Annotated in this window: 5 protein-coding genes; all 5 read left to right on the forward strand. The window is 52.6% G+C overall.

Annotated features, from left to right (window positions below; translation table 11 throughout):
- A partial coding sequence (locus GOV91_RS22375) for a ShlB/FhaC/HecB family hemolysin secretion/activation protein (protein ID WP_171237120.1) occupies positions 1-821 on the forward strand: 821 nt, incomplete at its 5' end.
- Between the two features lie 637 nt (positions 822-1,458).
- Entirely contained in the window at positions 1,459-2,040 is a 582-nt protein-coding gene (locus tag GOV91_RS22380) for a hypothetical protein (RefSeq protein ID WP_171237121.1), read from the forward strand.
- A gap of 236 nt (positions 2,041-2,276) precedes the next feature.
- Positions 2,277-2,651 (forward strand): DUF4345 domain-containing protein, encoded by a 375-nt coding sequence (locus tag GOV91_RS22385; RefSeq protein ID WP_171237122.1) that lies wholly within the window; start codon positions 2,277-2,279, stop codon positions 2,649-2,651.
- 16 nt (positions 2,652-2,667) lie between these two features.
- Positions 2,668-3,525, forward strand: a complete 858-nt coding sequence (locus tag GOV91_RS22390) for a DUF302 domain-containing protein (protein ID WP_171237123.1) — start codon at positions 2,668-2,670, stop codon at positions 3,523-3,525.
- Between the two features lie 276 nt (positions 3,526-3,801).
- Positions 3,802-4,422, forward strand: a complete 621-nt coding sequence (locus GOV91_RS22395) for a cysteine hydrolase (protein WP_170567610.1) — start codon at positions 3,802-3,804, stop codon at positions 4,420-4,422.
- Positions 4,423-4,826 lie beyond the last annotated feature (404 nt).

The raw sequence follows: 4,826 nt of genomic DNA on the forward strand, positions 1-4,826 counted from the left end.
ATGGTCTGTACGGTGAGATCTTCTACGGGAACATAAACGCAAAACGTGACCTCTCAGGAAATTTTGCGAGAACAGATATTGACGGCGAGAACTTCACCGTCGCGATGGGTTACCCCGTAATCCGAGATGTAGCCCGATATGGATACTTTCTGCTGGATTATCGCCTTTCAAAAGCGGACTCAGTCAGTGGCGGCGTTCCATTATCCAGTGACGCGAGTGTCGTTGGCCTTACTTATCTTTACGGGCAAAACTATCCAAAGGGACAAGCTCTGGAAGCGGGGCTAACCTTATCTTTTGGCGATAATGACAATGAAACGACAGACGCGAATTTTGACGACGGGGACTCTTCGTTCTGGCATCTACGGGGCGGCATCGGATACGAAAGCCCACTAACGGGCTTGTCGCCCAACACAGCTTGGCGCACCGAGATCTGGGGGCAGTACACAACAGACCGGCTGCCCTCTGTCGAAGAGTACTTCCTTGGTGATCGCTACGCTTTGCGCGGATATCGTTTTGACGAAGTGGATGGTGATTCCGGGATTTCCGCGATTTTCGAAGTGTCTCATTCCTACTTCCCCAGTTCCCAGAGCATCCATCGCTTAACACCCTTTGCCTTTTTCGACGTGGGTTACATCTCGAACAATGACCCTGCGAGTTTTGAAGTTGACAATGCTACACTGGCATCGACAGGTCTCGGGTTGGACATTGAGTTTAAGCAAAATCTATTCCTGTCCGGATATGTCGGTGTCCCTTTGAGAGACGGCCCTTTGACCGACTCTGGCGATCCTGGCGCGTATCTTGCTCTGACAACAAGTTGGTGAGGATGTTATGAAACTGAACCGAATTGCTGTACTTACCGCAACTTGTCTAATTGCAGAACTGGCCGCTACTCAGGTCTTTGCCCGCGGAAATCACTACGGGTGGTGCCGAGGCGTAGGGAACCCACACCAGTCGAGCCAAGGATGCGGGCAGGCTGGTGGGCAAGGGGCAGGTAATCAAGTTACTGGCCCAACTCAGCCGGTGGCAAATCAGTTGCCGCCTAAGGGAACGCAGCAAACGCCAACGTCCGTTACTGTTCCAGTCCTTGCGCCGGGCGCGGTCCCGAACGCAGTTCCCGGTCAGGTTCCTATTGCGACACCAATAGCGGTTCCTGGTCAGGTTCCCACGCCGGTAGTAGCGCCGACCCTAACTCCGCCCCTGGCACCAAACGCGACACCAAACCGGGTTCCGACAGCTGTTCCAAATCAGGTTCCGCCATTGGCTACTGGTCCCACCGCGGTGCCCCCGCAAGTTCCGACTGCAACTCCCAATCAAGTTCCGGTCGCTACCCCTGGCCAGGTTCCGCCTCAACCCACCGGCCCAACAGCGGTGCCGCCACTTGTGCCCACCGCAACACCAAACCAAATACCAGTCGCAGTTCCTGGTCAGGTCCCACCTCAGCCCACTGGACAAACTGCTGTGCCACCGCTCGTCCCGACTGCAACACCAAACCAGATTCCGGTCGCAGTGCCCGGCCGTGTTCCGCAACCCAGCGGTACTACGGCGACACCACCGCTTGTCCCAACCGCAACCCCCAATCAGGTTCCCACGGCGGTTCCTGGCCAGGTTCCACAGTTGACACCAAAACCGACGGCAACTCACGTGGCCGTCCCAGGACATCCGAAACCTCAAGGCGTCGTGACAATCATGCGCCCCAAGCCGAGGCCGACAACCGGTACTGTCCAGCAACCTGGCACAACACAAGTGACCCACCATGTAACCCACCAAAGTAATGCGAAGAAACACGATCACGTCGCAGCAACACCTGGACGACATGACCCGCACGACCTACCGAGATTCCGCGACGCGGCAGCCAAGGAAGACTGGGAATGCGTAGCCAGCGGATTTGGACAGCGCCGGTATGATGCTGGACGAGGCGTGTTGCTGAACAACGGAGCGTTGCGGCACCTCGGAAACGTGGACGCAATGGCACGGGATGTACCTGCTCGGCATCCCAAACACTCTGGCTGCATTATTTCGGTCAAACGAAAGCAGCAGTAGCGCCAGGCACATCTTGAAGCCTTAGAGGAATTCTTCCGAGTGGGAAGCTGGTTTCCAACCAAGGTTAAGTTGACGAATAGACATCAACCGAAGGTGTCATCTCTCAGAAGGTTAATGAGGCATACAATATGCCTTTCTGAGTGCTGTTTGGGCATCCGGCTCGAATCATCGGATGCCCCAAAAAACCGACTAGGAATTTCGCAAAAAAGCGAAACCTCTACGAGAAGGAGTCCTCCATGAGTGCTAGATTGGTCCTTCTGCTTGCTGCCGTCGGCCTCATGCCAATCGCGTTATCATACGGTCTGATGCCAAGCAGTTCGATCCCAGTTTTGCTGGGATTTTCGGTGGAAGGAACGAACCAGACGCATGTCTTCCGTGCGATTATGGGACTTTACCTGGCAAACGCTTTGTTTTGGTTAGCGGCCGTGGTGAAACCAGATCTACAACGACCGGCGCTTTGGGTTCTTTTTCTGTTTATGTCGGGACTGGCCGTTGGACGCATACTAAGCATTCTTATCGATGGAGTTCCGAACGGGATACTTCTCTTTTATCTTGCGGCCGAGATAGCTTTTGCAGCTCTGGCGGCGGTTTCTCTAAAAAAAGTACAATGAAACAGGAAGTGATAAGGTGCTGAGGTTTTTCTTTGTTCTCTCGATGATTGCAACTTCATCAGTTTCGACATCCGCTCTGGCACAATCGTCATCTGCCCAGAGTGCGGTGGACGAAAACTTCTTAGTGCTTGAGACTGCCGTTGACGAAGCGGGAGCTACTCCAATCGCATCGATAGATCATTCGCGTCTGGCCAAAGCCGAAGACGTAGAAACGCCAGCGTCCCGTGTGCTCATTTTCTCTGATCCAGAGATAAACACGCCCATTCTGAAAGAGAACGTGCGAGCAGGTCTGGACCTTCCTTTTCGAGTTCTTTCCTTCGATCAGGATGGTCGTCCACAGATCGCCTACACAGACTCTCAGTTTCTCAAAGTGCGGCATGGTCTGAATGTCACCCAAGCGTTAAATGCATTTGAGAGCAAGATGCTCGAAGTTCTAAACGACTTGGATGCAACACCAGCGCCAACCAGCGGATTGTTTGCCGACTATGGGGTCATCGAACTGCAAACTCTGCTCAGCGTACCAGAGGCAGTAGAACGTCTCAGGACAGCTGTGATGGGGCAGGACGATACTGTGTGGTTTGGGGAAATCGATTTTGCGACCGAAGCGTCCCAACTGGGGGTGGACCTGCCGGAGGCGGTACTTTTACTGTTCGGCGGACCAGCACCCGGTGGCGTAGCTATGGCGGGCTTTCCGGCAATTGGTTTGGATGCCTTTTGCCAAAAACTACTAGTTTACGCGAATGAAGAAGGCGGCTCCGTAGTCATTTTCAATGACATCGCTGCATTGGCGGAATTGCACTACGGTTCTTCAGCCGAACCTCATTGCGGTTTGAACAAACGGCTTACATCAACATTTCGCACTGCAATTGAGTAGCCGCTGGTTGGAAGTCACAATTTTTCTGAATTGCTATATTCCGTATTTAGCTGCCCATTCTGGGCTGGGTACAGACCATCGCTACACTTAACCCCTAACGGCAATTTGCGGGCAATGTTGCCCTGGGCGCGAGTATACAGTTTCCATTCCAAAACAACGCAGCACGGCCTTGACCATACTCAGTTGCACATTTAGTCAAAATTGATCTGCCCGCTGGGACGACCCGGCTAATTACCGGCGTATATTCAGGACGACCTGGCAGATTAGAGGTCGAACATGACAACTAAAACCAAACAAGCCAGGAAACTGATCGAGGGTAGACCTGCCCTAATCGTAGTCGACATTCAAAAGAGCACGTTTATTGATGACAGCGAAGTACGCTCCATCGACAACATGCCGGGCTACAAACAGCGCATGATCGCTGCGCGTGACTTGGTTGACGCCGCGCATGAGAACAAAGTGCCCGTCATCTTTGTTCAGGAAGTCCATCGTCCCGATCAGGTCGACTTCGGAAGGGAACTGGATGGTGACGAAGACATACATTGTCTCGAAGGTGATCCAAGAACGGAAGTTGCAAAAGATGAGATGGGATATCGCAAAGGTGACTACATCGTACCGAAGCGACGGTATTCTGCATTTTTTGGCACCGATTTCGAAATCCTGCTGCGCGGTTTAAAGGTAGACACACTTTTGTTGTGCGGCGGGCTGACAGATGTTTGTGTGCACTACACATTCGTCGATGGCCACCAATCAGACTACTTCTGCCGCGTAGTAGAAGATTGCGTTGGCGGGTCATCTGTCCAAGCCCATGAAGCTGCTCTCAAAGCAATGGAGTATCTACAAACCGGCGCTGTTCAGAACCGAGAAGCAGTGATCAAGGCCATCTCGTCGCTCTAAATTGCAATCGAACCGCTAGTACCAGTTGGGGTGCGGAAACGGGCGGAGATTTTTTGTCGCTTGAGAGCCTTGGACTTGCTCGTTTGATGCAGAAGGAAGCGGCAATTTCAGTACAACCCTTTGAGTTTGCGACTATGGCCCTTTAAAACCTCGATTGCACCGCAATCCAGCCGTCGGCGATTTAAATGCGAATATGACTATAGATAGTGAAGCTAACGCTTAGACAATCGCTGATGCCCTGACCTCTGCCGAACAGATTTCCAAACTGTCTTCTGACGCAGATCAGCTAGCGCTCCAATCTGTCATAGCCAGCAGATTAGAGCGCTAGCTGATCTGAGCAAGAGAACGTCGAAAAAGCCGTAGGCTCACTAGTAACAAAGCAATTCCCAACAACGTCATCCAAA

It is taken from the genome of Ruegeria sp. HKCCA6837 (genome assembly GCF_013034475.1).
Taxonomy (GTDB): domain Bacteria; phylum Pseudomonadota; class Alphaproteobacteria; order Rhodobacterales; family Rhodobacteraceae; genus Ruegeria.